Annotated in this window: 29 protein-coding genes; 10 read left to right on the top strand and 19 right to left on the bottom strand. The window is 67.2% G+C overall.

Annotation, left to right across the window (positions count from 1 at the left end; all coding sequences use genetic code 11):
* Positions 1 to 3: 3 nt before the first annotated feature.
* On the bottom strand, positions 4 to 768 hold the full coding sequence (locus IWX78_RS02125; protein WP_196831727.1) for an SDR family NAD(P)-dependent oxidoreductase: 765 nt from the start codon (positions 766 to 768) through the stop codon (positions 4 to 6).
* Between the two features lie 144 nt (positions 769 to 912).
* Positions 913 to 2,103, bottom strand: coding sequence for a thiolase family protein (locus IWX78_RS02130; protein ID WP_196831728.1), 1,191 nt, complete (start codon positions 2,101 to 2,103; stop codon positions 913 to 915).
* A gap of 189 nt (positions 2,104 to 2,292) precedes the next feature.
* On the opposite strand from IWX78_RS02130, the gene trhO reads away from it, so the two are divergent.
* On the top strand, positions 2,293 to 3,198 hold the full coding sequence (gene trhO / locus IWX78_RS02135) for an oxygen-dependent tRNA uridine(34) hydroxylase TrhO (protein WP_196831729.1): 906 nt from the start codon (positions 2,293 to 2,295) through the stop codon (positions 3,196 to 3,198).
* On the opposite strand, the gene IWX78_RS02140 is transcribed toward trhO, so the two are convergent.
* The 3 genes from IWX78_RS02140 to IWX78_RS02150 all read right to left on the bottom strand — a co-directional run bounded on the left by IWX78_RS02140 (position 3,199) and on the right by IWX78_RS02150 (position 5,260).
* Complete coding sequence (locus IWX78_RS02140) at positions 3,199 to 3,450, bottom strand: hypothetical protein (RefSeq protein WP_196831730.1); 252 nt, start codon at positions 3,448 to 3,450, stop codon at positions 3,199 to 3,201. It lies immediately after the preceding gene.
* Between the two features lie 111 nt (positions 3,451 to 3,561).
* Complete coding sequence (locus IWX78_RS02145) at positions 3,562 to 3,846, bottom strand: hypothetical protein (RefSeq protein ID WP_196831731.1); 285 nt, start codon at positions 3,844 to 3,846, stop codon at positions 3,562 to 3,564.
* Between the two features lie 10 nt (positions 3,847 to 3,856).
* Positions 3,857 to 5,260: an MFS transporter gene (locus IWX78_RS02150; protein ID WP_196831732.1), complete on the bottom strand. Its 1,404-nt coding sequence runs from the start codon at positions 5,258 to 5,260 to the stop codon at positions 3,857 to 3,859.
* A 39-nt stretch (positions 5,261 to 5,299) separates the two neighbouring features.
* Here IWX78_RS02150 and IWX78_RS02155 point away from each other — a divergent pair, with 39 nt between their 5' ends.
* The gene (locus IWX78_RS02155; protein WP_196831733.1) at positions 5,300 to 6,310 is read left to right on the top strand and encodes an MDR family oxidoreductase; all 1,011 of its coding nucleotides are present in this window, start codon (positions 5,300 to 5,302) and stop codon (positions 6,308 to 6,310) included.
* A 27-nt stretch (positions 6,311 to 6,337) separates the two neighbouring features.
* Here IWX78_RS02155 and IWX78_RS02160 read toward each other — a convergent pair whose 3' ends face one another.
* From IWX78_RS02160 to hemE, 12 genes are all read right to left on the bottom strand, one after another.
* Positions 6,338 to 7,015, bottom strand: coding sequence for a hypothetical protein (locus IWX78_RS02160; RefSeq protein ID WP_196831734.1), 678 nt, complete (start codon positions 7,013 to 7,015; stop codon positions 6,338 to 6,340).
* A gap of 91 nt (positions 7,016 to 7,106) precedes the next feature.
* Entirely contained in the window at positions 7,107 to 8,429 is a 1,323-nt protein-coding gene (hemL, locus tag IWX78_RS02165) for a glutamate-1-semialdehyde 2,1-aminomutase (protein ID WP_196831735.1), read from the bottom strand.
* A complete protein-coding gene (gene hemB / locus IWX78_RS02170; protein ID WP_334684504.1) occupies positions 8,426 to 9,352 on the bottom strand; it encodes a porphobilinogen synthase in 927 nt (308 codons plus the stop codon). The genes hemL and hemB overlap by 4 nt, the downstream gene beginning before the upstream one ends.
* A 95-nt stretch (positions 9,353 to 9,447) precedes the next feature.
* Positions 9,448 to 10,254 (bottom strand): uroporphyrinogen-III synthase, encoded by an 807-nt coding sequence (locus IWX78_RS02175; protein WP_196831737.1) that lies wholly within the window; start codon positions 10,252 to 10,254, stop codon positions 9,448 to 9,450.
* Positions 10,255 to 10,263: 9 nt separating this feature from the next.
* Entirely contained in the window at positions 10,264 to 11,223 is a 960-nt protein-coding gene (gene hemC / locus IWX78_RS02180) for a hydroxymethylbilane synthase (protein ID WP_196831738.1), read from the bottom strand.
* Positions 11,220 to 12,401 carry a ferrochelatase gene (locus tag IWX78_RS02185; RefSeq protein ID WP_196831739.1) on the bottom strand — a complete coding sequence of 394 codons (1,182 nt, stop codon included), beginning with the start codon at positions 12,399 to 12,401 and terminating at the stop codon, positions 11,220 to 11,222. Before IWX78_RS02185 ends, hemC begins: the two co-directional genes overlap by 4 nt.
* The gene (gene hemQ / locus IWX78_RS02190; RefSeq protein WP_196831740.1) at positions 12,398 to 13,117 is read right to left on the bottom strand and encodes a hydrogen peroxide-dependent heme synthase; all 720 of its coding nucleotides are present in this window, start codon (positions 13,115 to 13,117) and stop codon (positions 12,398 to 12,400) included. The genes IWX78_RS02185 and hemQ overlap by 4 nt, the downstream gene beginning before the upstream one ends.
* Positions 13,118 to 13,506: 389 nt before the next feature.
* Positions 13,507 to 13,743 (bottom strand): DUF3618 domain-containing protein, encoded by a 237-nt coding sequence (locus tag IWX78_RS02195; RefSeq protein WP_196831741.1) that lies wholly within the window; start codon positions 13,741 to 13,743, stop codon positions 13,507 to 13,509.
* Positions 13,730 to 14,143: a phage holin family protein gene (locus IWX78_RS02200; RefSeq protein WP_196831742.1), complete on the bottom strand. Its 414-nt coding sequence runs from the start codon at positions 14,141 to 14,143 to the stop codon at positions 13,730 to 13,732. The genes IWX78_RS02195 and IWX78_RS02200 overlap by 14 nt, the downstream gene beginning before the upstream one ends.
* Positions 14,144 to 14,160: 17 nt before the next feature.
* Positions 14,161 to 14,544 carry a hypothetical protein gene (locus IWX78_RS02205; protein WP_196831743.1) on the bottom strand — a complete coding sequence of 128 codons (384 nt, stop codon included), beginning with the start codon at positions 14,542 to 14,544 and terminating at the stop codon, positions 14,161 to 14,163.
* Positions 14,545 to 14,588: 44 nt separating this feature from the next.
* Positions 14,589 to 16,103, bottom strand: a complete 1,515-nt coding sequence (hemG, locus tag IWX78_RS02210) for a protoporphyrinogen oxidase (protein WP_196831744.1) — start codon at positions 16,101 to 16,103, stop codon at positions 14,589 to 14,591.
* Positions 16,100 to 17,212, bottom strand: coding sequence for a uroporphyrinogen decarboxylase (gene hemE, locus IWX78_RS02215; RefSeq protein WP_196831745.1), 1,113 nt, complete (start codon positions 17,210 to 17,212; stop codon positions 16,100 to 16,102). Before hemE ends, hemG begins: the two co-directional genes overlap by 4 nt.
* A gap of 76 nt (positions 17,213 to 17,288) precedes the next feature.
* Here hemE and IWX78_RS02220 point away from each other — a divergent pair, with 76 nt between their 5' ends.
* Positions 17,289 to 18,761, top strand: a complete 1,473-nt coding sequence (locus IWX78_RS02220) for an SDR family oxidoreductase (protein ID WP_196831746.1) — start codon at positions 17,289 to 17,291, stop codon at positions 18,759 to 18,761.
* Positions 18,762 to 18,764: 3 nt separating this feature from the next.
* Here the strand turns inward: IWX78_RS02220 and IWX78_RS02225 are convergent, their stop codons facing one another.
* Positions 18,765 to 19,355, bottom strand: coding sequence for a thermonuclease family protein (locus IWX78_RS02225; protein WP_196831747.1), 591 nt, complete (start codon positions 19,353 to 19,355; stop codon positions 18,765 to 18,767).
* Between the two features lie 31 nt (positions 19,356 to 19,386).
* Positions 19,387 to 19,926, bottom strand: coding sequence for a MarR family winged helix-turn-helix transcriptional regulator (locus tag IWX78_RS02230; protein WP_334684505.1), 540 nt, complete (start codon positions 19,924 to 19,926; stop codon positions 19,387 to 19,389).
* Between the two features lie 66 nt (positions 19,927 to 19,992).
* On the opposite strand from IWX78_RS02230, the gene idi reads away from it, so the two are divergent.
* Genes idi through IWX78_RS02265 form a run of 7 tightly spaced genes read left to right on the top strand, consistent with a single transcriptional unit; the run spans position 19,993 to position 25,608 of the window.
* The gene (gene idi / locus IWX78_RS02235) at positions 19,993 to 20,550 is read left to right on the top strand and encodes an isopentenyl-diphosphate Delta-isomerase (protein WP_334684506.1); all 558 of its coding nucleotides are present in this window, start codon (positions 19,993 to 19,995) and stop codon (positions 20,548 to 20,550) included.
* Positions 20,547 to 21,617 carry a polyprenyl synthetase family protein gene (locus tag IWX78_RS02240; RefSeq protein WP_196831748.1) on the top strand — a complete coding sequence of 357 codons (1,071 nt, stop codon included), beginning with the start codon at positions 20,547 to 20,549 and terminating at the stop codon, positions 21,615 to 21,617. Before idi ends, IWX78_RS02240 begins: the two co-directional genes overlap by 4 nt.
* On the top strand, positions 21,614 to 22,495 hold the full coding sequence (locus IWX78_RS02245) for a phytoene/squalene synthase family protein (RefSeq protein ID WP_196831749.1): 882 nt from the start codon (positions 21,614 to 21,616) through the stop codon (positions 22,493 to 22,495). The genes IWX78_RS02240 and IWX78_RS02245 overlap by 4 nt, the downstream gene beginning before the upstream one ends.
* Positions 22,492 to 24,066 (top strand): phytoene desaturase family protein, encoded by a 1,575-nt coding sequence (gene crtI / locus IWX78_RS02250; protein ID WP_196831750.1) that lies wholly within the window; start codon positions 22,492 to 22,494, stop codon positions 24,064 to 24,066. The genes IWX78_RS02245 and crtI overlap by 4 nt, the downstream gene beginning before the upstream one ends.
* The gene (locus tag IWX78_RS02255; RefSeq protein ID WP_196831751.1) at positions 24,063 to 24,392 is read left to right on the top strand and encodes a lycopene cyclase domain-containing protein; all 330 of its coding nucleotides are present in this window, start codon (positions 24,063 to 24,065) and stop codon (positions 24,390 to 24,392) included. Before crtI ends, IWX78_RS02255 begins: the two co-directional genes overlap by 4 nt.
* Complete coding sequence (locus IWX78_RS02260) at positions 24,389 to 24,727, top strand: lycopene cyclase domain-containing protein (protein ID WP_196831752.1); 339 nt, start codon at positions 24,389 to 24,391, stop codon at positions 24,725 to 24,727. Before IWX78_RS02255 ends, IWX78_RS02260 begins: the two co-directional genes overlap by 4 nt.
* Positions 24,724 to 25,608: a prenyltransferase gene (locus tag IWX78_RS02265; RefSeq protein WP_196831753.1), complete on the top strand. Its 885-nt coding sequence runs from the start codon at positions 24,724 to 24,726 to the stop codon at positions 25,606 to 25,608. Before IWX78_RS02260 ends, IWX78_RS02265 begins: the two co-directional genes overlap by 4 nt.
* The last annotated feature ends 13 nt before the right edge of the window (positions 25,609 to 25,621 follow it).

Raw genomic sequence — 25,621 nt, forward strand, 5'->3', positions numbered from 1 at the left:
CTGTCACTTCGGTGCCATCCGGATGGCACCGTCGAGCCGGATCGTCTCGCCGTTGAGGTAGCTGTTCTCGGCGATGTGCTGCACGAGCGCCGCGTACTCGTCGGGACGACCAAGGCGCGAGGGATACGGCACCTGCTCGCCGAGCGAGTCCTGCGCCGCCTGGGGCAGGCCCTTCAGCATCGGGGTCTCCATGATGCCGGGGGCGATCGTGGTGACCCGGATGCCGTAGCGCGCGAATTCGCGGGCCAGCGGCAGGGTCATGGCGTGGACCCCGCCCTTCGACGCCGCATACGCCGGCTGCCCGATCTGCCCGTCGAACGCGGCGACGGACGCGGTGTTCACGATGACCCCGCGCTCTCCCTCGGGATCAGGTTCGGATGCCGCCATGGCTGCGGCGGCGAGCCGCACGACGTTGAAGGTGCCGATCAGGTTGACCTGGATCACCCGGGTGAAGTCGGCGAGCGCCAGGGTTCCCTCGCGACCGAGGACCTTGCCTGGGGTGGCGACGCCGGCGCAGTTCACAACGATCCGGAGCGGGCCGAGCGCGACCGCCGCGTCGACGGCCGCCTGGACCTCGCCGTCGTTCGACACGTCTGCGGCTACGAAGCGGGCGTTCGCGCCCAGCCGGGTCGCGGCATCCGCGCCGGCCGAGGACGGAAGGTCGACGATCACCACCGAGACGCCTGCTGCGGCCAGGCGGGTGGCTGTGGCATTGCCGAGCCCTGAGGCGCCCCCGGTGATGAGGGCGGATGCTCCGTCAAGCTTCATTGCTGGATCCTCTCGGTGCAGAGCGGGTGTGGTGTGAGCCTAGGGGGCTGCCGGTGAGCGCTCCACCCCGGTTGTCGGCGGCGGCGATCGCGACGCGGCGTCCCTGCGACACCCTTGTGTCGTGTCTACAACTCGAGCGTCGGCTCAGATCCGTTCGATGAGGGTCGCGTTGGCCATACCGCCGCCCTCACACATCGTCTGCAGCCCGTAGCGTCCTCCGCCGGTCTGCAGAGAATTCACGAGGGTGGCGAGAATCCGGGTCCCGGATGCGCCGAGCGGATGACCGAGGGCGATCGCGCCGCCCCAGGGGTTCAGTCGGGCCTCGTCGACGTCGAACTCACGCTGCCAGGCCAGGGGCACAGAGGCGAATGCCTCGTTGACCTCGAAGACATCGATGTCATCGATATCGACACCCGTTCGTTCGAGCAGCCTCCTGGTTGCCGGGATCACCCCGGTGAGCATCTCGATCGGGTCGCTGCCCACCTGCGCGAAACCGACGAAGCGCGCCAGCGGGATGAGACCGAGCTCGGCGGCTTTCCCCTCACTCATGATCAGGGCAGCGGAGGCACCGTCGGTGAGTGGAGACGAGTTCCCAGCGGTGATGTTCCAGCCGATCTCGGGAAAACGCTCCGCATACTCGTCGGTACGGAATGCCGCTGGCAGCGCCGCGAGCGCATCAGCAGTGGTGCCCCGCCTCACCGTCTCGTCGACGCCGAAAAGCGAGACGTGCCCGTCGGCATCAGTTCCGGTGACCGCGACGACCTCGGGCACGAACAGTCCGCGGTCGAGAGCGGAGACCGCCCGCGCGTGGGACCGGGCAGCGAAGGCGTCGAGTTCGGCGCGGTCGATGTTCCAGCGGGCGGCGATGAGCTCAGCGGAGATGCCCTGGTGAACGAGTCCGTCCGGGTACCTGTGGCGCAGGAGAGGGCCGGATGCATCCTCACCGAGCCTGGCGTAGCCGATGGGTTGGCGACTCATCTGCTCGACGCCGCAGGCGATGACGATGTCACTCGTTCCGGCGAGGATGGACTGCGCGGCGAATTGCGCGGCCTGCTGGCTCGACCCGCACTGCCGGTCGACGGTGGTGCCAGGCACGCTCTCGGGGAATCCGGCGGCGAGCACGGCGTTACGGGCGATGTTCGACGACTGCCGACCAGCCTGGGTCACGCAGCCAGCGATGACGTCGTCGATCAGCGCGGGGTCGATCCCGGCGCGGGCGACGAGGTGCTGCAGCGTCTGCGCAAGCAGGTCGACGGGGTGGATGCTGCTCAACCCGCCGCCCGGCTTGCCCTTTCCGGACGGTGTACGGACGGCATCGACGATGACGGCTGACATGGTGCTCCGATCGGTCGGTTGCTGTCGAGCGTACGACGGATGCCGGGTGGGCGGCCAGCGCCGACCGCAGGCTCGACAGGTGCGGCACCGCCGAGGGGGTCGTTTGCGCCTGTCGAGTGTGACCGCGCGCCCAATCCGCCTGTCGAACGTGCGGGGCCGGCTCGCAGCGAACCCGGGTAAAATCGCCGGGTGGCCATTTCGAAGATCCTCCTCTATTACGTCTTCACGCCACTCGCCGACCCGGATGCTGTGAGGCTCTGGCAGCGTGACCTCGCCGAGTCGCTCAACCTGCGCGGTCGCATCCTGATCTCGAAGGACGGGATCAACGGAACGGTCGGCGGTGAACTGAACGCCGTGAAGAAGTACCTGCGCAAGACGCGGGAGTATCCGGCGTTCAAGAACCTCGACGTCAAATGGTCAGAGGGCACAGGCGTCGACGAGAACGGGGCGAGCCTCGACTTTCCCCGGCTCGTCGTCAAGGTACGCGATGAGATCGTCTCGTTCGGCGCACCGGGCGAGCTCGTGGTCGACGCGAACGGCGTCGTCGGTGGCGGCGACAAGCTGCAGCCGGCCGAACTCCACGACCTCGTCGCCGAGCGGGGTGACGACGTCGTCTTCTTCGACGGACGCAACGCGTTCGAGGCCGAGATCGGCCGCTTCAAAAATGCCGTTGTTCCTGAGGTGTCGAACACGCGCGAGTTCGTCGCCGAGCTCGAGAGCGGAAAGTACGATCATCTCAAGGACAAGCCGGTGGTCACGTACTGCACCGGAGGCATCCGCTGTGAGGTGCTCTCCGGGCTCATGAAAAGCCGCGGATTCGGCGAGGTCTACCAGCTCGACGGCGGGGTCGTTCGCTACGGCGAAACCTTCGGCGACGACGGGCTGTGGGAGGGCTCGCTCTACGTCTTCGACAATCGCATGTCGATGGAATTCTCCGACCACGCCGCGGTCATCGGCAGCTGCGCGATCTGCGGCACACCGTCGAAACTCATGCAGAACTGCGCGAATTCCTCCTGCCGCACCCAGCTGGTCCTCTGCGACGCGCATGCGACCGCGGCGCCCCTCTGCAAGACGCACGCGGCCATCACGGGCTGATCAGCCGTCGGTGCGACCGTCGATCTGGTCGTTGACGATCTGGTCTGCGGCGTCGGGATCGGCGTCGTCTGCGTTGTAGTGCTCCTTGAGCAGCGGATCGTCTCCGCCGTACTCCTGGCCGCGCATCTCGGGCGAGGAGACGATGTCTTCGCTGTACCCCTGCTCGACGAACTGGGCGTCGACGACCTCGGGGGTCGCGGCGAGGCCGTCGGGGAGGGCGTTCTTGGGCGAGCCGTTCTCGATGTCACTCATCTGGTGTTCTCCTTTGTTGCGGGTTCTTCGACGCTAGGCGTGTCGGCTCGTCGGCGGCAAGGGCCTTGCGCTGCAGGCGACCTCGGTATGCCTCAGCGCGATCGTGTCGAGCTACGCGGGGAACGCCGTCAGCCGCGCGATCGTTTCGGGGTCGTCGGCCGGCTCGGCGATGCCGTCGAAGGCGGCATCCGCCGGGTAGACCAGCAACGGAACACCCGCGACGAACTGGGCGGTGACCTCGACGAGGGTCGAGGGGTCGGTGGTGTAGCACCGCATCGGAAAGAACTGCCCCTGCGGCTGTCCGGTCTCGACCAGGTGGTTCACATGGGCGACGAGGGCCTCGGCGTAGGCGTCCGAGACGGTGAAGGAACGGCCGTAATAGTCGATGCGTTTCATGCAGCCCACCCTATCCACGGCGGGCGGCGACCTCGGCGCCTGCCTGCACCGGCATCCGAGCCGCCTCGACCGCCGGGAACAGCAGCAGCACAGCGACCACGGCGAACGCCCACCGATAACCGAGTTCCGGCTGCGCCGGATCGACCGCCGTTGCCGCGAGGGTCGTCGCGCGCACGATGAGCGCTGCGGCGGCGATGCCCAGGCCGACCGCAACCTGCTGCAGCGTCGAGGCCAGGGTGTTGGCACGCGAGGTGAGCTCCGGGGGCACGTCGGCGAACTGCACCGAGTTGTAGCCGCTGAAACCGATCGAGCGGAATACACCGCTGGCGAAAAGCAGAAGGGCAGTGACGATGATCGGCGTCTCCGGGGTGAGGAACACGCACCCGGCGAAGACGAGAGCACCGCAGAGGTTGCTCCAGAGAATCACCCGCCGAAAGCCGAAGTGACGGATGAGCGGGCTCGTCGCCGGTTTGATGAGAATGTTGCCGAGAAAAACGGCCATGACGACGATGCCGGCCTGCGACGCGCTCCAACCGAAACCCGACTGGAACAGCAGCACGAACAGAAACGGTGCAGCGCCGATCAGCAGCCGATAGACGCCCCCGCCCACGTTTCCGACGCGGAAGGTGAGCAATCGCAGCGCAGACAGGTCGAGAAGCGGATGCCGCGTGCGCAGCATCCGCCGGACCGCCAGCACGCCGACCCCGATGGCGGCGACCAGGAGGAGGGTGACGAGCAGCCAGTCGGTCGGGCCGGCTCCGACGAACTCCATGCCGAGCACCAGCGCGGCGAGGGCGACGCCGACGAGAATGAAGCCCCACCAGTCGAGGCGTTCTGTGCTCCGCTCGTCGATGGCCGGGATGTGCTTCAGCGCCGCGAGGAACGCGACAACGCCGAGCGGGATATTGATCAGGAAGATCCACTGCCAGCCGACCGTGTCGGCAAGCACTCCTCCGATCACCGGAGCGAGCACGGGGGCGAGCAGCGCCGGCCAGGTGAGGTACGCCATAGCGTCCAACAGGTCGCGTTTCTCGATCGACCGCAACACGGCGAGCCGCCCGACCGGGACCATCATCGCGCCCCCGATCCCCTGCAGCACACGCATGATGTACAACATCGGCAGGGTGGTACTGATCGCGCACAACGCAGACGCGATCGTGAAGATGGCGATCGCGATACAGAAGATCCGCTTCGTCCCGAAGCGGTCGGCCAGCCAGCCGCTCACCGGAACACCGATGGCGAGGGTCAGCAGGTAAGCGGTCATCGCCACGTTGATGTCGACCGCCCGCACACCGAAATCGGCGGCCATCGCCGGTGCCGCGGTCTGGATGATCGTTCCGTCGAGCGTCTCCATGAAAAAGGTGCCGGCGACGAGCAGCGCCAGCGGCCGGTTGAGGGACGCGGACCGTGGCATCCCCCCATTCTCCCTCGACCGTCGGCCTAGGCTGGTCGTATGACGACGACGTTCGCGGCCTGGTGGGTCGACAAGCAGACGGATGCCACAGGCACGACCACGCAGACAGCCAGCCTGCGCGACCTCACCGACGACGACCTCATGCCCGGAGACACCGTCATCTCGGTGGAGTACTCGAGCATCAACTACAAGGACGGCCTCGCCCTCCTCGGCCGGCCAGGAGTCGTCCGCACCTGGCCCCTGATTCCCGGGATCGACCTCGTCGGCACCGTGGAGTCGTCCAGCTCGAGCCGGTGGTCGCCCGGAGACCGCGTCGTGCTCAACGGGGCAGGCCTCGGCGAGACCAGGCACGGTGGACTGGCGCAACGCGCCCGCGTCGACGGGTCGTCTCTCGTGCGCGTTCCTCCATCGATCGATGTGTCACGCGCCGCCGCCATCGGAACAGCCGGGTTCACCGCGATGCTCTCGGTGCTCGCCGTCGAGCGCCACGGCGTCGCCCCGGCAGACGGGTTGGTTCTCGTCACCGGCGCAGCAGGCGGCGTCGGATCCGTCGCCGTCGCCCTCCTCTCCCACCTCGGCTTCGAGGTCGTGGCATCGACGGGACGGGCAGACAGTCAGGGTTCTTATTTGCGCACCCTCGGCGCCGCCGAAGTGATTGACCGCCTCGGCCTCTCCGAACCCGGCAAGCCGATGCAGTCCCAGCGCTACGCTGCCGTGGTCGACGCTGTGGGAAGCACCACTCTCGTGAACGCCATCGCCCAACTCGCCGATGGCGGCATCGCCACGGCGTGCGGCCTCGCCCAGGGTCCGGATTTCGACGGGACCGTGCTTCCGTTCATCCTCCGCGGCGTCAGCCTCGCCGGCATCAACTCGGTGACGGCCCCTCGCGAACGTCGGGAGGAGGCCTGGCAGCGCCTCGCCAGCGACCTCGACCCCTCACTCCTCGACGGCATGAGCGAGACCATCCCGCTCGAGGGGGCGCTGGATCGCGCCACGAGCATCCTGGCCGGGAACGTGCGCGGCCGGACGGTCGTCGACGTCCACGCCTGATCGGCGGCACCGTGGTCGCGTGTCGCGTCAGATCTGGTCGGGAGACTCGTTCGCGGGTTTGGTCGCAAGCCCGCTCGACGGATCGCCCGGAAGGACCGTCGTGGCTTGAGACGGGCTCGTCGGGGCGTGGGCTGACTTGGGTGACTTCGGCGCCTTGGCTGCGGCAGGTCGTTTCGGCGCACGCGCCTTCGCCGCTGCAGCGGCCGTGGCCGGCGCGATCACGGCGGCGCCGTCGGTGAGTGGCGCAGCATCCGTCTGCGACTCGTCTGGTGCCGTCTTCGGCTTGGCTGCCCGCTTCGGTTTGGGAGTCACCTGCGGGCTCGTCTTGCGCGTCCGCGGTGACTTCGTCACCGGCTTGATGTCGAGTTGCAGCTTCGAGACGAGTTCCATCCCGTGCTTCGTCGTGATGATGACGCGCGAATATTCCTCATCGGCGATATCGATCACAACCGACGGGCGCGTGCCCTTGAGCACGAGGAAGTCCTTGCCTCCGTGGAACTTCCACTGGCCAACAGCGAGCGTCAGCGGAACCGCTGTGCCCGGTGCGCGGATGCCCCGCACCCAGATCCACGGATCGTCAGTGAGCGTCGCGGACCGGATCGAGGATCGCGGGATGCTGATGTTCTCCCGACGCAGCGCCAGGGTCTTCTCCGCGGTCGACAGAATCACTTCGAGACGGTCGGAATGCAGGAGAAGTCGAGCCATCTCTCTAGTCTGCCGGTGACCGGGTCGAATACCCGTGGCGAAACCTCACAAAGAGGTAACACCCAGCTTGTGCGATGCCACTGGGTCCCGCTCAACCTGGTTTCACCGCGGATGCCGCGGCCTGCGCCGCAGCGGGGAGCACGTCGATGATGCGCCGCAGTACATCGTCGTCGTGGGCGGCCGACACGAACCACGCCTCGAACACACTCGGGGGCAGCGAGACCCCGCCGTCGAGCATCGCGTGGAAGAACGGGGCGTACCTCCAGCTCTCCTGGGCCTGGACATCGGCGTAATTCCGGGGGTGCCTGGCGGCGAAGACAAAGCTGAACAGGTTGCCGGCACGCTGCACGACGTGGGCGACCCCCTCGCGCTCGAGCGCATCGGAGACCGCCGATGACAGCGTCGCTGCGGCCTCATCGAGGCGAGCGTAGACAGCTGGTGTGGCTCGCTCGAGTGTGGCGATCCCGGCAGCGACAGCCACCGGGTTCCCCGAGAGCGTTCCGGCCTGGTAGACCGGCCCGCTCGGGGCGAGATAGTCCATGACTTCCGCACGACCACCCAATGCAGCCAACGGCATACCTCCGCCGATGACTTTGCCGAACGTGAACAGGTCGGGCCGGTAGACGGGTCCGTCGGCGAGCGACAGGCCCCAGTAGCCCGATGCACTGACCCGGAAGCCGGTGAGGACCTCGTCCAGAATGACGAGGGCACCGTTCTCGTGAGCGAGTTCGACCAGCGCGGCGTTGAACCCGGGGTCTGGAGGGAGCACACCCATGTTGGCTGCGGCCGCCTCGGTGATCACTGCGGCGATCTGGTCGCCGCGTTCGGCGAAAACCGTGCGGAGAGCATCGAGATCGTTGTACGGAAGAACGAGGGTCTGGCCGGCTGTGGCCGCCGTGACTCCGGCCGAGCCGGGCATGGCGAGCGTCGCGAGCCCTGAGCCGGCCTCAGCCAGGAGTCCGTCTGAGTGTCCGTGGTAATGCCCGGCGAACTTCACGAGCAGATCCCGGCCGGTGAACCCGCGCGCGAGCCGGATGGCCGTCATCGTGGCCTCCGTGCCCGTCGAAACCAGGCGGATCTTCTCGATCGGCGAGACTCCGACCGCGGAGACCCGCTCCTTGACGAGTTCCGCAAGCTCCGTCTCTGCCGGGGTCGACGCTCCGAATGACAGGCCTCGCGATGCGGCCTCCTGCACGGCCCGGACCACGTCCGGGTGGGCGTGGCCGAGGATTGCCGGCCCCCAGGAACCGACGAGGTCGAGGTAGTCCCGACCGTCGGCATCCGTCACTGTGGCGCCGGACGCCCGCGCGAGGAACCGGGGCGTGCCGCCGACCGACCCGAACGCCCGCACCGGAGAGTTGACCCCTCCGGGGATGGAGAGTTTGGCGCGGTCGAAGAGGTCGTCGTTTCTCATCGGAGCCACCCTGCAAGTTCGGTCGCCCAGTACGTCAGGACGGCGTCCGCACCGGCACGACGGATGCCGACGACCGACTCCTCGATGGCGCGGCGGCGGTCGATCCAGCCGTTCGCTGCGGCGGCCTCGATCATCGCGTACTCACCGGAGACCTGGTATGCCCACACCGGAATGTCACTCATGGCGGCAACGTCAGCGAGCACGTCGAGATAGCTGCCAGCTGGCTTGACCATAACGATGTCAGCACCCTCCGACATATCGAGCGTCGCTTCGCGCATTCCCTCGCGCCGGTTGCCTGGATCGAGCTGGTACGTCCGTCTGTCGCCGGAGAGCTGCGAGTCGACGGCCTCACGGAACGGGCCGTAGAAGGCCGAGGCGTATTTGGCCGAGTAGGCGAGGATCGCGGTGTCGATGTGACCGGCCTCGTCGAGCGCCGTCCGAACGGCGTCGACCTGCCCGTCCATCATTCCGCTCAGGCCCAATATGCTCGATCCGGCATCGGCCTGGACGAGTGCCATGTCGACGTAACGCTCGATGGTGGCGTCGTTGTCGACCCGGCCGACCTCGTCGAGGACGCCACAGTGGCCGTGGTCGGTGAATTCGTCGAGGCAGAGGTCCGTCTGAACGACGAGTGCGTCGCCGACCTCGGCAACGAGGGCCGCCGTCGCCCGATTGAGGATGCCATCGGGGTCGGTGGCCTGCGTTCCGGTCGCATCACGGATGCTCGGCACTCCGAACAGCATGACGCCACCGACACCTGCTTCTGCTGCATCCGTCGCTGCCCGCTTCAGCGAATCGATGGAGTGCTGGTCGACACCGGGCATCGACGAGATCGGTACCGGCTGGGTCACACCTTCGCGAACGAAGAGGGGGAGGATGAGTTCGGACGGATGCACCCGGGTTTCGGAAACGAGGCGGCGCATTGCGGGAGTCTGGCGGAGTCTGCGGGGACGGATCACAGGTACATTCACCTGTTCAGCCTACGCGCACTGAAACGCAGCCGAGTGGCCGGGCGTGGTCAGTGCTGGGCGGCTTCTGCCGCGCGCGGTGCTTCGCCGGCCTCGACGAGTGCGACCATCGAGTCGAGCAGAGCCGCGACGGTCTGGTGCCGCGAGACGACGTGGACGCTGAGCCCGTACTTCGCCGCGTCCTTTGCCGTTCGGGGTCCGATTGCGGCCACGAGCGTGGAGTTCGGAAGCTCGCCGAACTGGTCGACGACCTGCTGGGCGACGCTGCCGCTGGTGACGAGGATGCCGTTGATGCGGCCTGACCGCACGTCGGCGATGACTTTGTCGGACACCGGCTCGCCGATGGTCCGGTAGGCGACGACGGATTCCACGTCGTGGCCCGCGGCGATGAGACCCTCGGTGAGGAGCGGTTTGGCGATCTCCGAGCGAAGGGTGAGGAAGCGCTTCGGGGTCGGTTCCAGAGTGGTGAGCTCGGTGAGCATCCCCCTCGCAGAGTTGTCCTTCACCGGAACGAGGTCGACCCGGTAGCCGACCGCCTGCAGAGCAGCCGCCGTCGTCTCGCCGACGGCCGCCACGCGCGTGCGCTCCGGAATCCTGACACCCTGCGAATACATCACGTCGACCGTGGTGGCACTCGTCACCGTGAGCCAGTCGAACGCGCCGTCGGCGAGCGCGACGAGCGCCGATGTGAGCCGCTCAGGGTCTTCCGTCGGCGCGAAGTTGATCATCGGTGCCACGACGGGTGTCGCCCCCCGCGCGCGCAGATCGGCGGCGACGCTGTCGCCCCACGGACCGCCGCGGGGCACAAGAATGCGCCAGCCTTTCAGCGGTTTGGGGGACGCGGGTATGGACATCATTGTTTGCCTTCAGCTCTGCCGGAGCGGCGCGAGCGTTGCCGCGCCCTGGGCCAGGAGGTCGTCGGCCAGGGCACTGCCGACGTTCTCTGCCGTCCCTATGATCTCGTGTCCGGCTGAGGTCGCGAAATCGGCCTCTCGGGTGAGAGCCAGCGTACCGGAACCGTCTGGTGCATACACAGCGGCGGTGAGGCGGATTCCGCCTGCTGTCGTCTCTGCGTGCGCGCCGATCGGGGCGGCGCATCCGGCCTCGAGGCGATTGAGGACGGCACGTTCGGCCGTGGCCGTCGCCCGCGTGGCCGGATGCTCGAGCGCGTCGAGAGCAGCGAACAGCACAGCGTGTCCGTCGCGGTCGTCGAAGATGGCGGTGCGTACCTCGATGGCGAGCGCCCCCTGAGCGGGAGCGGTCGGCCAGGACTCGAGGTCGAAGAACTCGGTGACCGCGTCGAGCCGCCCGAGGCGGGACAGGCCGGCAGCAGCGAGAACGACGGCGTCGAGTTCGCCAGACGCCACGAAACCGAGCCGCGTCTCGACGTTGCCGCGGATGTCCATGACCTGCAGGTCGGGACGGCGCGAAGCGAGTTGGGCTGCCCGTCGCGGGGAGCCGGTTCCGACGCGTGCCCCATCGGGGAGGTCGGCGAGGGCCAGCGAATCCCGGGCGCAGAGCACGTCCCTGGCATCGGCACGCTCGGGTACCGCTCCGATTCGGAGGCCGGCATACGCGACGGTCGGGAGGTCCTTCATCGAGTGCACGACGAGGTCACACTCCGCGCGCAGGAGGAACTCGCGCAGGGCTGAGGCGAACACGCCGGTCCCGCCCAGGCTCGACAGCGACTCGCGTGACACATCTCCGTGGGTGGTGACCGGGATGAGTTCGGTGGGCTCGCCCGTCGCTTCCGTGATCGCACGCGCGACGTCACCCGACTGGGCCATCGCGAGTGCGCTGCCCCGGGTTCCGACGCGGAGTGTCATGGCTGGAGTCCGGAGAGGGCCGGCTTGAAACCGAGACGGACGTTCTCACAGCATCCGGGTCGACAGACGTCGTACCAGGGTCCGAGATCGGTCATGGCGGGTCTCTCCTCGACCGGGGTGCCGTCGCGGCGTTCCAACACGAGATCGATGAGTCCGGAGACATAGGCCGTGTGCGTCCCAGGCGTCGGAACCCGCACCGAGTACACCTTGTTCTCCTCGGCCGACTCGGTGGCCTCGTTGTCGAGGTCCCAGAGCACTTCCATGTGGTCGCTGACGAATCCGAGCGGAACGATGACGACGGCGCGGATGCCACGTGCCGGCTGCCCGGCGATCACGTCGTTGATGTCGGGCTCGAGCCAGGGCATGCTCGGCGGGCCCGACCTGGACTGGTAGACGAGCTGCCAGGCGAGTTCACCCTCGAGCGCGAGCTCACGCGTGACGGATTCGACGACGACCTCGGCGACGGCGTTGTGCTGGGCAGCGTACGCGCCACCCTCACCGAAGCCGCGTTCCGCCGGACCGGACTTCGCGGCATCCGTCGATGGGATCGAGTGCGTCGAGAACAGGATCTCGACCTCGGAGAAGAGGTCGATGCCCGGGTTGTCACGCTGCACCTTCTCGAGGCCGTCGCGCACGCCGTCGATGAACGGGGTGACGAACCCGGGGTGATCGAAGAACTGGCGGACCTTGTCGATCGAGATGTGCCCGAACAGGCTCGTCTCGTCGAGAGCGATCGCGAAGTCCTCGCGGTACTGGCGGCAGCTGGAGTATGACGAATACGCGCTCGTGGCGATGGCGATGAGTTTGGTGAAGCCGCGCTCATTGGCCTCGACCAGCGCGTCGCGCAGGTACGGATCCCAGTTGCGGTTGCCCCACAACACGGGAAGGTCGATGCCGCGTGAGGCGAGTTCGGCTTCGAGAGCGGCCTTGAGCTGGCGGTTCTGGTCGTTGATCGGGCTCACGCCGCCGAAGTGGCGGTAGTGGTGCGCGACCTCTTCGAGGCGCTCCTCGGGGATGCCGCGGCCTCGGGTGACGTTGCGAAGGAACGGGATGACGTCGTCCTGGCCCTCAGGCCCGCCGAAACCGGCGAGGAGGATGGCGTCGTATGCGACCGGTTCGGTGATATGCGGTTCGCCGGATGCCGCGGCATCCGATGCGCCGAGGACGAGTTCACTCACTGCAGGACCTCCGGGATCTCGGTCGTCGCGATGCGTCGGCCGGTGTAGAACGGGACTTCTTCGCGCACGTGCATGCGGGCATCCGTCGCGCGGAGGTCACGCATGAGGTCGACCAGTTCGAGAAGGTCGTCAGACTCGATCGGGAGGATCCATTCGTAGTCGCCGAGGGCGAACGCCGAGACGGTGTTCGCGATGGCACCACGGAAGGCTGCACCCTTGCGGCCGTGGTCGGCGAGCATCGTGCTGCGTTCCGCGTCTGGCAACAGGTACCACTCGTAGCTGCGCACGAAGGGGTAGACCGTGAGCCAGCCCTTCGGGTCGATACCCCGGAGAAAACCGGGGACGTGACGCTTGTTGAACTCGGCCTCGCGGTGGACGCCCATCGCGTTCCAGGTCGGAAGCAGCGAACGCAGGATGCTCGTGCGGCGCAGTACGCGCAGGGCACGCTGCAGGCCTTCCGCGGTCTCACCGTGCAGCCAGACCATGAGGTCGGCATCCGCTCGGAGTCCCGACACGTCGTAGAAGCCGCGCACAGTGACGCCGTCGGCCTGGATGCGGGCAACGGCGCCGTCGAGTTCGAAGACGGCGTGGTCGCTCAGTGGCGCCCGATGTTCGGGGTCCCGGCGCAGAACGGCCCAGAGTGCGAAGCCGATCGGGTTCTCTTCAGGTTCGGGTGTGGAAGGGGAGGGTGCCTCGGCAGAGGCCGGGTGTGTCATACCTAACATCATCACTCTTTCTCCTGAACTACCCAAATTGCTGTGCCGAGGACACGGAGCATTCGCAGCGAAGCAGGTCGATCGACGCGGCACGCTTGCCGCGTTGTGTCGAAACCCGGTGGAAAGCAGACCACGGGCGCTGGCTTCAATCCCTCCAAATTCAGGAGATTCTGGCGACACGCCGTGGTGGGAGCGCTCTCGTACGGCGGGTCGGAACAGAACTCCTGAATGTAGAGTTCGTTCCTGAATTTAGAGCCATCCGAGTAGCGACCGGACCGGCGGATGCCTTCCCGCACGCACAATCAGGAGATCGCACGAGTGTCAGGACACAGATGCCGAGAGCATCCTGACAACTGCGCGATCTCCTGCCAGACGTGCGGGAACCGGACCTAGCGCCGGACGAGAGCCCGGGTGATCGCCCACGCGGCTGCGCCGGCTGTGACAGCTACCGCTGCGATGCCTGCGGCCAGAGCAGCGGGGTTGTCGCGCTGCAGCCTGGCAACGGTGACCTTGCCGCGCGCGATCGCACGGTTCACCTTGCGGGGAACGTTGAGCTTGTCTTCGATCGCGTTGAGCGTGGATGCGAGTTCGGCTCGTGCCTGCTCGGTCGAGCTAGTAACGCTCATACTCGCCCACCCCCTTCACGGCTCGGAGATCCTTCTTGACGCTCTCGACCGGACCTGCATCGTCACTCATCTTCTTGAAGAAGCTGAGTCCGATGAGTGCGAGCACGACCGCGATGAGCAGGAACGCTACGAACACGATCAGTGCCGCCAGCCAGGCAGGAAGCACGAGTGCGAGAGCCAGGATGCCGACGGCGACGAGCGTGCCGATGGCGAAGAACAGGAAGATCAGGGCGATGACCATGAAGATCGCGCCCTTGCCCGCATAACTGCCGAGGTGCTTCGCCTTGGTTTTGAGCTGCTCGATCTCGGCCTGGATCAGGTTGGTCACCAGACCGGGAAGGTTCCCGATCAGGGTGACGAGCGATTCACGGCTCTTGTCGTTCACGGTGGGGTCCGTCATGACAGAACTCCTGACATCTATTTGGTGGTGCTTGTGGTGGACGAGTTCTTCGAACCGGAACCGTTCGATTTCGTCGTCGAGCTCTCCGGCTTGACCTTCTCGACCACGTCGTCGACGGCATCCTTCGTCTTGGCGATGGTTGCGTCGAGTTTCTGGCCGGGAGTTCCGTCTCCACCAATAGCGGTGGACACCTTCTTCACTCCGGCGAACAATGCTCCAGGGATCTCGCTCGCGCGAGCCTTGGCGAAACCTTCGACGATCTCGACCTTGTCCTGCACAACGTCTGTGTTCCAGACCTTGAGCCAATTCTTCTTGATCTGTTCGTAGCGTGCACGTCCCGCACGGGATCCGAGCACGTATCCGGTGGCCAGACCGGCCACAAAAATCAGCTTGCCCCTCATGTTCACTCCGTTTCGTCGCGCTGCCAGCGTGTCAAGCGTAGACCCTACTCGGGGGTTTCGTCCGGGCTGGCTTTGTCCATGCCTGTTCTGGTATGCCCGTCGCTCAGCTCGCCTGATTCGAGGTACGACGCGGCAATGACGTGCCGAATCCGGCCGGATGACGCGAGGGCGTCCGGCACGACGGAGGCCAGGCCGGTGCCGGAGAGCCACGCCCCGGTGATGTCGATGTCTCCGATCTCGAGAACCGCGTTCCGCAGCGACTCCGCGCGCTCGCGCTGGCCCATCGCCGCTCCCGGCAGGGTGCCCCTCCAGACCGTGCGCGTGAAACCGACGACGGCGGACTCGTCGAGCGGCACTCCGAGGATCTCGGCGGCGTCCTGCAGCGCGAGAGGCACGACCTCGTCGTCAGGGCGACCAAGGATCGGATTCTCGGCGCCCTGCCGACCGTACGACAGGCGGATCACGTGACGATGCGGATGCTCCGCCGTCGCGGCGTCGTGCAGCCACTGCCATTTTGCTGTGGAGTGCGTGAGCGCCTTGGCGACGACCGACGACCGGTCCGAGTCGGCGATGAGCACTCCGGTGCCACGCGGTGCCGCGTCGAGCGCGGGAGCGTCGAGAACAAGGGTGACCAGCTCGACCGTCGGGGTGGCGACGGGTTCCTCGGCGGAGATCGCTGCCGAGAAAGGTGCAAGCAGGCTCAGCGATTCCGCTTCGGGGGTGGCGAGAACGACGGCGTCCGCGTCGAGAACACGTTCGTCGTCGAGGGTGACCTGCCAGCGGGAAAGAGCCTCTGCTGGCGTCCCGATCCGCGCGAGACCGGTCACTCCGACGCCGAGGATCACCTCGCCTTCGCGACGCTTCACTTCGGCGACGAGTGCGTCGACGAGGGTCGACATCCCACCGCGCAGGCCCTCGACCGCCGAACCGGCCGGCGCATCCGCCCGCAGCATCGCGACAGCACCAGACAGCGAGCCTGCCACGGTGAGTGCACGGTTCAGCCCGGGCGCCGCACGGGTGACATCGAGGTCGGCTGGATCGGCCGAGTACACGCCGCGGGTGACCGGGGCGACGAGAGAGTCGAGCACGGCGCGACCCATCCGGCGTTCGACCAGATCGCCGAGGTTGTGCTCGCGGCCGATCGTCAGGACCGGGCGGATGCGGTCGAGGTATGCGCGGAGCGCACCGCGCCAGCCGATCACGCGACGCACATCGTCGGCGAGCGGGTTCGAGGGGATGCCGAGCAGACCGGCTTTCGGGAGGGGCACGGTGCGACCGCTCTCCAGTCGCACCCACGCACCGGCGGCAGCGGGGGTGACAACGGAGTCCGCGAGCCCGAGGGTGTCGACGAACGACCGCACGGTGCCGCCGCGCGTGGCATAACTCTCGGCGCCGGTGTCGACGCGGATTCCGGCGACCGTTTCGGTGGCGACAGCCCCGCCCGGCCGTCCCGCCTTCTCGATGAGGGTGACGCGGATGCCGACCCTCGCGCAATCGAGAGCGACGACGAGGCCGGCGATCCCGCCGCCGACCACCACGAGGTGCCGGGGTTCGATCATCGTGAGTGCACGAATTCGACGAGCCGGGTGAGCACGGTCGGGTCGGTCTCCGGCGGCACGCCGTGGCCGAGGTTGAGCACGTGCGACGGGGCGCTCGCGCCACGGTCGAGCACATCGCGGACGTGGGCCTCGAGCACCGGCCACGGAGCGGCGAGGAGCGCAGGGTCGACGTTGCCCTGGAGCGGCACAACACCGCCGAGCCTGCGTGAGGCTTCATCGAGCGGCACCCGGTAGTCGACACCGACGACGTCTGCACCGATGTCATGCATGGCCTTGAGCAGCTCGCCGGTTCCGACGCCGAAGTGCACGATCGGCACGTTGTGCGTCCCGGAACTCGCCGCGTCAGCGGATGACGTCGTGTAGCTGAGGTCGCGCACGTGTTCGAGGGCGCGGGTCGACGCCGGGGCGACGTGACGGACGTAGTCGTCGAGCGACAGTGCTCCTGCCCAGGAGTCGAACAGCTGGGCGGCAGATGCTCCGGCGAGCACCTGCGCGCGCAGGAACCGGCCGGTGACCTCTGCGACCCATTCCATCAGCCGCGACCAGGCATCCGGATCGGAGTGCATGAGGGTGCGTGCGTGGATGTGATCCTTCGACGGCCCTCCCTCGACGAGGTAGGCGGCGAGGGTGAACGGGGCACCGGCGAAACCGATCAGCGGGGTCGAACCCAGCTCTGCGATGGTCAGTCGGACGGCTTCGATCACCGGCACCAGGGTCTCGTCGAGCACGGAGGGGTCGAGGGCGACGAGCCGGTCGACATCGGCGGCCGTTCGCACGGCGGAGCCGAGGACTGGCCCCTTGCCAGGCACGATCTCGACGTCGACGCCGACCTGTTTGAGCGGAACGACGATGTCACTGAAAAAGATGCCGGCGTCGACGCCGTGCCTGCGGACGGGCTGCAGCGTGATCTCGCTGGCAAGCTCCGGGGTCAGGCAGGCATCGAGCATGGCTGTGCCGACGCGCAGGTCGCGGTACTCAGGCAGCGACCGGCCGGCCTGGCGCATGAACCACACCGGGGTGACGTCCGGACGGCCGCCACGGTAGGCGGTGATCAGCCGGGAGTCTGAGGTGAGTCCTGCTTCGAGCGGGTGGTTCTGAGAAAGCTGCACGCTCTCATTCTGTCAAATCCCTCCTGTGTCCCCGCCCTCCCATGGTGTTCCGGTTCCGAGGGCGTATGGTCTGCCCATGAGCGCGCAACGGATTTTGGTCACCGGATCGACCGGGTACGTGGGCGGCAGGCTCGTCCCACGACTCCTCGACGCTGGACACCAGGTCAGGGTCGTCGTCCGCTCGCCGCAGAAGCTGCGCGACGTGCCATGGGCAGGGCAGGTCGAGATCGTCGAAGGTTCCCTGCAGGACACGGATGCCATGGCGGCCGCGTGCGCAGACATCGACGTGCTCTACTACCTCGTCCACTCGATGACCGGCCGGGGTGACTTCGAATCGGAAGAACGCGCAGCGGCCGAGAGCGTGGCATCCGCCGCGAAGAATGCGGGTGTCTCGCGGATCGTCTACCTCGGTGGACTGCACCCGGATGTTCCTGACCTCTCTCGGCACCTGCGCTCGCGGGCGCTCGTCGGCACGACGCTCCTCGCATCGGGTGTACCGACCGTGGCGTTCCAGGCCGGGGTGGTGATCGGGTCAGGGTCGACCTCGTTCGAGATGATCCGCCACCTCACCGAGGTGCTGCCGTACATGCCTGCACCGAAATGGGTGCGCAACCGGATCCAGCCGATCGCCATCCGTGACGTGCTGCACTACCTCATTGCAGCCATCGACCTGCCGTCGGATGTGAACCGCACCTTCGACATCGGCGGACCTGACATCCTCCGGTACGGGCAGATGATGAACGGCTATGCCGTCGAAGCCGGCCTCCCCCAGCGCGCGATCGCGGCGCTCCCGGTTCTCACCCCGTGGCTCGCCTCACAGTGGGTGAACCTCGTCACCCCGATCCCGCGCCGGATCGCCGTGCCGATCATCGAGTCGCTGCAGCACGACTGCGTGATGAACGAACATGACATCGATGCGGTGATCGCCCCGCCGGATGGCGGGCTCACCGGGTACCGCCGTGCCGTGCGCCTCGCCCTCGCCAAGATCAACGACGGTGACGTCGAGACGAGCTGGCAGAACGCATCGGTCGACGGAGCCCCGAGCGACCCGCTGCCGAGCGACCCGGACTGGGCGGGTCACACCGTCTTCATCGACCTCAAGGTCCGTGAGACGGATGCCTCGCCCGCGCAACTCTGGACGGTCATCGAGGGGATCGGCGGCGACAACGGCTGGTACTCGTTCCCCCTCGCCTGGGCGCTGCGCGGCTGGCTCGACAAACTCGTCGGAGGAGTCGGCCTGCGCCGCGGCCGGCGCCACGCCCAGGAACTCCAGACCGGTGACGCGCTCGACTTCTGGCGCGTCGAATCGATCGAGCACGAGAAGCACCTCCGGCTCCGTGCCGAGATGCTGGTGCCGGGGAAAGCCTGGCTGGAGATGCAGATCGAACCGGGCGAAAACGGTCGATCTCGCTACCGCCAGCGCGCCGTCTTCTTCCCCAGTGGTCTGTCGGGGCGACTGTACTGGCTCGCCATCCTGCCGTTCCACGGCATCATCTTCAACGGCATGGCGAACCGCATCACCCTCGAAGCGGAGCAGCGGCCGGCCTGACGCTCACGGGCAGGCGCTCCACAGGCCGCGCCCGGCGGCCTGCGACTCCGCGGCGACGGCGTCGAAGCCGGCCTTGCGGGAGTGAGCGTCGCGATACGGTTCCGCGTAGCCACCGGCGAGCAGCAGCGCCTCGACCGACACCCAGCTGCCGGTCTCGTCTGCGACCCACACGTACCGGAGCAGTCGGCCGTAACGGTCGGCATCCGCCTGGCTCGGATCAGCATCGAGACGTACAGAGGCGCCCGTGAGCATCCCGGTCAGGTAGGCGGATGCCTCGGGGCCGAAACACTCGACGGGGCTGTTCGGCGCGACGGTCTCGGGAGTGTCGACTCCCACCAGCCGAACCCGCTCGTCGCCGTTGCCGCGGTCGATCACCAGGGTGTCTCCGTCGACGACGCGCACGACCGTCGCCGACTCGGCGGCTGACCCTGGAGCGGTGGGCAGGTCGTGGTCGTTCGAGCTCGGCGGGGCGGGAGGGGCCGTTGCCGTTGTACCCGGTCCGGGGATCGGCAGATCGAACCCGGAAGAGTACGCGAGAAGAGCGCCGATGGCGAGTACGCCGGCGATCACCAGGACCATCAGTCTGCGGAGCAACGAATCCTCCTTCGACTGCTGCCAGCAGAGCCTATCGGTCGGGGAGCTCACTGAGGTCGGTGAGAAAGCGCACGACGACGTCCCTCTCGGCAGGGCTGAGCTTCGCGGCCGCTTCGAATCGGCGCGCGTGGCTGCGTCCCACGCTCTCCCGCGCGTCGGTGCGCGTGGCATCCGTCACGGTGATCATCAGGGCGCGGCGGTCAGTGGGGTGTGGCGAGCGTTGGATGTGGCCGGCGTTTTCGAGCCGATCGAGGAGCTTCGTCGTCGACGCCGAGGAGATCTGCAGGGTCTCGGCAAGCATCCCGGGTGTCACGACAGCGTCGACGTTGCGCGACGCCATAAGGAAACGGAGTGCTTTCATGTCTGTCGCGTTGAGTTTCATGTGTTTCTGCGACGCGCGGCTCATTTTCTGCTCAGCGTCTGACCAGGCCCGGAGGGCAGCAAGCACGCGCACGACGGAGTCGACCTCGGCGTCGTCCATCGTCGAGCGATTCACCAGCTCCTGCGACGGGTCGATCACCCGAGGGTCGAGCATCCACGCCTGAGGGGCTGGTGTGCGATCAGTACCCATCCCGCAATCATACGGAAAGTGCCATGCTAATCTAGCAATTCACTTGGCTAGCAAAGCGGGAAGGCGATGATGCACCTCCAGGAGACCGTCGAGAGGGTCGTTCTGCTCGACGCTGCCGGTGCCGCCATCGGCACCGATCTCAAGGCCAGGGTCCACACGATGGACACCCCGCTTCACCTGGCGTTCTCCTGCCACGTGTTCGATGCTGACGGAAACGTTCTCGTCACCCGACGGGCGCTCGGCAAGTCGACCTGGCCAGGCGTCTGGACGAATTCGTTCTGCGGTCACCCCGGCCCGGACGAACAGTCGATCGCCTCCGTGCACCGTCGTGCCGAGTACGAACTCGGAATCGATCTCGTCGACATTCAGCTGGAGTTGCCCGACTTCCGGTACCGCGCCGTCGACGCCTCAGGCATCGTCGAGAACGAGGTCTGCCCTGTTTACGTCGCGGTGACCCACCGTGACGCCGCACCGAACCCGCTCGAGGTGATGGACACCAGGTGGGTGCACCCGACCCTGCTGGCAGAGTCGATCGCTGCGACGCCCTGGGCGTTCAGTCCGTGGCTCGTGCTCCAGGCCGCGCAACTCGAGTTCCTCGGCGGCACCCGGCCGGTGCGCCAATGACCTCCGTGCTCACCGATTTCGCCGGCACCGACGTGCACGACGCCGTGCAGAACCGGCTCGACGACTTCTTCGACGAACGAATCAGTCTCGCCTCCGCCTACGGCGACAACTATCGCCTGCTCTGGGAAGCCGCCCGAGAGGCGAGTACCGGCGGCAAGCGGTTCCGCCCCGCACTCGTTGTCGGCGTGTATCGCGATCTCGGCGGGATCGACATCGACTCGGCGCTCCGGGTCGCTACGGCGTTCGAGCTGCTGCACACCGCCTTCCTTCTCCACGACGACGTCATCGACCAGGATCTCGTGCGTCGTGGCGTGCCCAACCTCGTCGGCTCGTTCGCAGCGGATGCCACCGAGCTCGGCGCCACACCCGCGGCAGCCAGGACCTGGGGGGAAGCCTCCGCAATCCTCGCCGGCGATCTCCTGATCCAGGCCGCACAGGGGTTCATCGCCCGCCTCACCGTGCGCGATGACATCCGGTCCCGTCTTCTCGACCTCTTCGACCGGAGCGTATTCGTGACGGCGGCCGGGGAACTCGCCGACGTCGCATTCAGCGCCCGCGTCCGGGTGCCGTCGCTCGCCGATGTGATGGCGATGACGGAGCAGAAGACCGCGAGCTACTCCTTCGAAGCTCCCCTCAAGGCCGGAGCGATCCTGGCCGGAGCCGGGACCGACACCCTGGAGGTGCTCGGAGAGTTCGGTCGGCTCGCCGGCATCGCATTCCAGCTCCGCGACGATCAGCTCGGTGTGTTCGGTGACGCGGCCGTCACCGGCAAGAGCGTGATCAACGACCTCCGCAACGGCAAAGAGACCCCGCTGATCGCCCACGCCAGATCCACAGCAGAATGGCCGAGGATCGCCGAAGCCCTGGGCGACCCCGACCTGTCAGACGAGGTCGGGTTGCTCGTGCGCGCCACCCTCGAGGAATGCGGCGCCCGCACCTTCGTCGACACGCTCATCGACGACCACGTCTCACGAGCCGTCGACCACGTCGACGGCTCGTCCCTGCCCGAGACCCTCACTGCGCACCTTCGCGAGGTCGCCAGGCATGCCGTGGTGCGGGCGGCATGACGGTCACAAAGCGGGCAGACGACCTCGCGCTGTACTCGCGGGTCGCCCACCGCAGCTCCTCACGGATCATCCGCGACTACTCGACGTCCTTCGGGATGGCATCCCGGCTGCTCTCCGGTGACGTCCGGGACCGCGTCGAAGACATCTACGCACTGGTCCGGGTCGCAGACGAGGTCGTCGACGGGGCAGCCGAGCAGGCCGGCCTCGACCTCGACAGGCAGCGCGCCCTGCTCGACGCACTCGAGGCGGAGACGGTGGCCGCCATGCTCGACGGCTACAGCACCAACCTCGTCGTGCACGCCTTCGCGATCACCGCGCGGGAGTGCGGAATCGGAACAGACCTCACTGCGCCGTTCTTCGCATCCATGCGCCGCGACCTCACCCCGGTGAACTTCACCCAGGAGGAACTGAGCGAGTACATCTACGGCTCAGCCGAGGTCGTCGGCCTGATGTGCCTGCGGGTGTTCCTCTCCACGCACAACGTGAGCGCTTCGGAGCGGCTGCGGCTCGAGGAGGGCGCCAGGCGCCTCGGATCCGCGTTCCAGAAGATCAACTTTTTGCGCGACCTGGCCGTCGACTGGGCGGTGCTCGGTCGCAGCTACTTCCCCGGCATCGATCCGGGCACACTCACCGAGACCCAGAAGGACGCTCTTGTCGCCGACATCCAGGACGACCTCGACGCTGCAGGCGCGACCATCCCCGACCTCCCCGCCAACTGCCGCAGGGCAGTCGCCGCAGCCCATGGTCTCTTCAGCGTGCTGACCGAGAAGGTCAGCGCCACCCCGGCCGCGCTTCTGCTGACCACCCGCGTGCGGGTCTCGACGCGGACCAAACTGGCCGTCCTCGCGCGCTCGGCGACCCCGGGAAGGTTCCGATGAACGCCGCACCCACCGGACGCACCGCTGTCGTCATCGGAGGAGGAATCGCCGGGCTCGCGACGGCAGGGCTCCTCGCCGCCGACGGCTTCTCGGTCACCGTGCTCGAATCGCGGAGCGCTGTCGGAGGCCGCGCAGGAAGCTGGGAGAAAGACGGCTTCCGGTTCGACACCGGCCCGTCGTGGTACCTCATGCCCGAGGTCTTCGACCACTGGTTCAGGCTCATGGGCAGCTCGGCAGACGCCGAACTCGCCCTCGAGAAGCTTGACCCCGGCTATCGCGTTTTCTTCGAGAAGCACGACGAGCCCATCGACATCGCCGCAGACCGTGAGACCAATCTCGACACCTTCGAACGGGTCGAACCTGGCGCACGCATCGCGCTCACCCGCTATCTGGCATCCGCCCGCGACACCTACCAGATCGCGGTGAAACGGTTCCTCTACAGCACCTTCCAGTCGTATCGCACAGCGATCACGCGCGATGTGCTCGGCCGCACCGGTCGGCTGGCCAGACTGCTCCTGCAGCCGCTCGACACCCTCATCTCGCGGTCGTTCAGCGACCCGCGACTGCGCCAGATCCTCGGCTACCCCGCGGTATTCCTCGGCTCGTCGCCGTTCATCGCCCCCAGCCTGTATCACCTGATGAGCCACCTCGACCTCGAGGACGGTGTCTACTACCCTCGAGGCGGCTTCACCGAGGTGATCTCGCGGATCGAAGCGCTCGCCGTCGGCGCCGGGGTCACTGTGACGACGGATGCCACGGTTACCGCGATAACGACGGGCGGCGGCACGCGCGCCCAGGTCACCGGTGTCCGGTACACCGACGGCTCGGGTGCCGGGCACCGCCTCACCGCAGACGTCGTCGTCTCAGCAGCGGACCTCCACCACACCGAGACCGAACTGCTCCCTCCCGCACTTCAGAGCTACCCCGAGAGCTGGTGGGAAGACCGCGTCCCCGGGCCTGGCGCCGTGCTCCTTCTGCTCGGCGTCGAGGGCGCACTCCCGCAGCTCGCCCACCACAGCCTCTTCTTCACTGAGGACTGGCACGACAACTTCGACCGGATCTTCGGTGACAAAACGTCGATTCCGCACCCGGCATCCATCTATGTCTGTCGCCCGAGCGCCACGGATGGCGGCGCAGCGCCGGACGGAAACGAGAACCTCTTCGTGCTCGTTCCCGTTCCCGCCGATCCGTCGATCGGTTCGGGCGGCGACGATGGCGACGGCTCCCCCCTCGTCGAGCATCTCGCCGATGAGGTCATCGCCCAGATCTCGACCTGGGCCGGCGTGCCGGACCTCGCCGAGCGCATCGTCGTGCGTCGCACCGTCGGCCCGCGGGATTTCGCCGAGGACTTCAACTCGTGGAGGGGCACATCGCTCGGCCCGGCGCACACGCTCAGGCAGAGCGCCTTCCTCCGCGGCAAGAACGTCTCGTCGAAGGTCGACGGCCTCTACTATGCCGGGGCCACGACCGTGCCGGGCATCGGGCTGCCGATGTGCCTGATCAGCGCCGAACTCGTGATCAAGCGGATCCGCGGCGACCTCAGCACCGGACCGCTTCCCGAGCCGCTATGAGCGTCATCTACCTGCTGACCCTGCTGGCGTCACTCGGTTGCATGGTGCTCCTCGACCGGCGATTCTCACTCTTCTTCTGGCGCGATGCCCGTCGCGCCACGATCGTCACCCTCATCGGGGTCGCCTTCTTCGTGCTCTGGGACCTGTTCGGCATCGGGCTCGGCATCTTCTACCGCGGGGAGACCGAGTTCATGACCGGCCTCGTGGTCGCGCCTGAACTGCCGATCGAAGAACTCTTCTTCCTCACCTTCCTCTGCTACCTCACGATGATCCTCGTCACAGGCACCGACCGGCTGATCCGCGCACGCACGGAGGTTCGACAGTGACCTACCTCACACTGAGCATCGCTTTCCTCGCCGTCGCCGCCGTCGTTCTGGCACTGGCGCTGGCCACCCGCGACGACCGGAGTGACCTTGTCGCCCGCTGGCGGCTTCCCGTTCTCGCCGCCGGCGTCGCACTGATGGTCCTCACCGCCCTCTTCGACAACGTGATGATCGCCACCGGCCTCATGGTCTACGAACCCGGGCACCTGGCCGGCATCCTGATCGGATCCGCCCCTCTCGAGGACTTCGCGTATCCCCTCGCCGGGCTGCTCCTGCTTCCCGCTCTCTGGTCGTTGCTCGGACGGCGCTCCCGCGCATCCCTCCGGAGTGACGAATGACCGTGAACAGCCCGAGTCGCGTCGCCGGGCAGCTGCTGCTCTCCTCACGGCCACTGAGCTGGATCAACACCGCATTCCCGTTCGCTGCCGCATACCTCCTCACCACCGGGTCGATCGACCTCACGCTCGTCGTCGGAACGCTGTTCTTCCTCGTTCCGTACAACCTCGCCATGTACGGCATCAACGACGTCTTCGACTACGAATCCGACCTCGCCAACCCACGCAAGGGCGGAGTCGAAGGCGCACTGCTCGACCGGAGTCTGCACCGGTGGACGCTCCTCGCTTCCGCTGTGACGTGCCTGCCGTTCATCGTCGTGCTCGTTGTGCTGGGCTCGCCGGCATCCTGGCTCGTCCTCGCTGTCAGCCTCTTCGCCGTCGTCGCGTACTCGGCCCCTGGCCTGCGGTTCAAGGAGCGACCCTTCCTCGACTCGATCACGTCGAGCACCCACTTCGTGAGCCCGGCGGTCTACGCCCTGGTGCTCGCGGGGGCGACATTCACCCCGCAGTTGTTCGCCGTCCTCGGCGCGTTCTTCCTCTGGGGAATGGCGAGCCACGCCTTCGGCGCCGTGCAGGATGTGCTCCCGGACCGAGCGGGCGGGGTCGCGTCGATCGCCACCGTGCTCGGCGCGCGAACAACCGTGCGCCTCGCTCTCGGCGCGTGGACGTTCGCGGGGCTCCTCATGCTGTTCACGGACTGGCCGGGCCCTCTCGCGACCCTTCTGGCCGTACCGTACCTCCTCGCCGTTCTGCCGTACCGGTCGATCAATGATGACGTCTCCGAGCGGGCGAACCGCGGGTGGAGGCACTTTCTCTGGCTCAACTTCCTCGTCGGTTTTCTCGTGACCATGCTGATGATCGGCTGGGAGTTCATCCGCTCCTGACGGCGCCGCGTGA

The organism is Mycetocola sp. CAN_C7 (assembly GCF_015752285.1).
Lineage (GTDB): Bacteria > Actinomycetota > Actinomycetes > Actinomycetales > Microbacteriaceae > Mycetocola_A.

Excerpts from the sequence above, each read along its gene's own strand:
- hemC (WP_196831738.1), bottom strand. The coding sequence starts at position 11,223 with ATGACACTCCGCGTCGGAACCCGGGGCAGCGCACTCGCGATGGCCCAG.
- hemQ (WP_196831740.1), bottom strand. The coding sequence starts at position 13,117 with ATGACACACCCGGCCTCTGCCGAGGCACCCTCCCCTTCCACACCCGAA.
- IWX78_RS02240 (WP_196831748.1), top strand. The coding sequence starts at position 20,547 with ATGACCTCCGTGCTCACCGATTTCGCCGGCACCGACGTGCACGACGCC.
- IWX78_RS02245 (WP_196831749.1), top strand. The coding sequence starts at position 21,614 with ATGACGGTCACAAAGCGGGCAGACGACCTCGCGCTGTACTCGCGGGTC.
- IWX78_RS02220 (WP_196831746.1), top strand. The coding sequence starts at position 17,289 with ATGAGCGCGCAACGGATTTTGGTCACCGGATCGACCGGGTACGTGGGC.
- IWX78_RS02130 (WP_196831728.1), bottom strand. The coding sequence starts at position 2,103 with ATGTCAGCCGTCATCGTCGATGCCGTCCGTACACCGTCCGGAAAGGGC.
- hemB (WP_334684504.1), bottom strand. The coding sequence starts at position 9,352 with ATGCGCCGCCTCGTTTCCGAAACCCGGGTGCATCCGTCCGAACTCATC.
- IWX78_RS02195 (WP_196831741.1), bottom strand. The coding sequence starts at position 13,743 with ATGAGCGTTACTAGCTCGACCGAGCAGGCACGAGCCGAACTCGCATCC.
- hemG (WP_196831744.1), bottom strand. The coding sequence starts at position 16,103 with ATGATCGAACCCCGGCACCTCGTGGTGGTCGGCGGCGGGATCGCCGGC.
- IWX78_RS02160 (WP_196831734.1), bottom strand. The coding sequence starts at position 7,015 with ATGGCTCGACTTCTCCTGCATTCCGACCGTCTCGAAGTGATTCTGTCG.
- hemL (WP_196831735.1), bottom strand. The coding sequence starts at position 8,429 with ATGAGAAACGACGACCTCTTCGACCGCGCCAAACTCTCCATCCCCGGA.
- IWX78_RS02140 (WP_196831730.1), bottom strand. The coding sequence starts at position 3,450 with ATGAGTGACATCGAGAACGGCTCGCCCAAGAACGCCCTCCCCGACGGC.
- crtI (WP_196831750.1), top strand. The coding sequence starts at position 22,492 with ATGAACGCCGCACCCACCGGACGCACCGCTGTCGTCATCGGAGGAGGA.
- idi (WP_334684506.1), top strand. The coding sequence starts at position 19,993 with ATGATGCACCTCCAGGAGACCGTCGAGAGGGTCGTTCTGCTCGACGCT.
- IWX78_RS02230 (WP_334684505.1), bottom strand. The coding sequence starts at position 19,926 with ATGGGTACTGATCGCACACCAGCCCCTCAGGCGTGGATGCTCGACCCT.
- IWX78_RS02155 (WP_196831733.1), top strand. The coding sequence starts at position 5,300 with ATGACGACGACGTTCGCGGCCTGGTGGGTCGACAAGCAGACGGATGCC.
- IWX78_RS02125 (WP_196831727.1), bottom strand. The coding sequence starts at position 768 with ATGAAGCTTGACGGAGCATCCGCCCTCATCACCGGGGGCGCCTCAGGG.
- IWX78_RS02175 (WP_196831737.1), bottom strand. The coding sequence starts at position 10,254 with ATGATGTCCATACCCGCGTCCCCCAAACCGCTGAAAGGCTGGCGCATT.
- IWX78_RS02200 (WP_196831742.1), bottom strand. The coding sequence starts at position 14,143 with ATGACGGACCCCACCGTGAACGACAAGAGCCGTGAATCGCTCGTCACC.
- IWX78_RS02145 (WP_196831731.1), bottom strand. The coding sequence starts at position 3,846 with ATGAAACGCATCGACTATTACGGCCGTTCCTTCACCGTCTCGGACGCC.
- IWX78_RS02255 (WP_196831751.1), top strand. The coding sequence starts at position 24,063 with ATGAGCGTCATCTACCTGCTGACCCTGCTGGCGTCACTCGGTTGCATG.
- IWX78_RS02205 (WP_196831743.1), bottom strand. The coding sequence starts at position 14,544 with ATGAGGGGCAAGCTGATTTTTGTGGCCGGTCTGGCCACCGGATACGTG.
- IWX78_RS02265 (WP_196831753.1), top strand. The coding sequence starts at position 24,724 with ATGACCGTGAACAGCCCGAGTCGCGTCGCCGGGCAGCTGCTGCTCTCC.
- IWX78_RS02150 (WP_196831732.1), bottom strand. The coding sequence starts at position 5,260 with ATGCCACGGTCCGCGTCCCTCAACCGGCCGCTGGCGCTGCTCGTCGCC.